Source organism: Actinomycetospora sp. TBRC 11914 (assembly GCF_012933465.1).
GTDB lineage: Bacteria > Actinomycetota > Actinomycetes > Mycobacteriales > Pseudonocardiaceae > Actinomycetospora.
Genome location: NZ_JABBND010000055.1, coordinates 1 through 672, shown reverse-complemented (window position 1 = coordinate 672; position 672 = coordinate 1). Strand labels below are relative to the sequence as shown.

Here is a 672-nt window from a genome sequence, read left to right as displayed (position 1 = left end):
CGCCCGGGTCCGGAGCTGACCGCCGCGCTGCAGACCGACCCGGCAGGGTTGGTCGGCCAGGACGTCGAGGCCGGGCTGCTGGGCGCGGTGTGGGCCGACAACCACGCCGCCTGGGCCCGCTGCCGCTGGCTGCTCGAGGCCTCCCGCGCCCGGGCCGGCACCACCCGCCGGGTCCTCGACGACGCCCGCGGCGCACTGACCGTGGCGGCGGCGCTGCGGTGGTCACCGTCGATGGCCGCCGCCCGGGTGGAGTTCGCCCGCCAGATCCTCGAGCGGCTGCCGGCGCTCGGGGAGGCGATGCGGGCGGGGTGGCTCGAGGAACGCGAGGCCGGGGTCTATGTGACCCTGCTGCGCGAGCTCGACGACGCCCAGGCCCGGCGGGTGGTCGAGCTGCTGCTCGAGGGCACCCCGCAGTGGACCCACGCCGAGCTGACCGGGCAGGTGGAGAAGACCGCCGCCGCGATCGACCCCGGCTGGGCCGAGGCCCGCCGCGCGGCGGCGGTGGCCCGGGCGCGGGTGGTGGCGCGCAGCGCCCCCTCCGGGGCCGCCGAGCTGTGCGGCTACGACCTGCCCGAAGACCTCGCCCTCGAGGCCCACTCCCACGTGGTCGCCCTCGCCGATGCGGTGGTCGCCCTCGTGCGCGGCCGCGGCGGGGAGATCGGACAGGGCTTC

At 78.6% G+C, this 672-nt stretch carries 1 protein-coding gene; it reads left to right on the top strand.

Annotated elements, in window-relative coordinates; all coding sequences use genetic code 11:
• A partial coding sequence (locus HH311_RS30790; RefSeq protein WP_169187550.1) for a DUF222 domain-containing protein occupies positions 1–672 on the top strand: 672 nt, incomplete at both ends.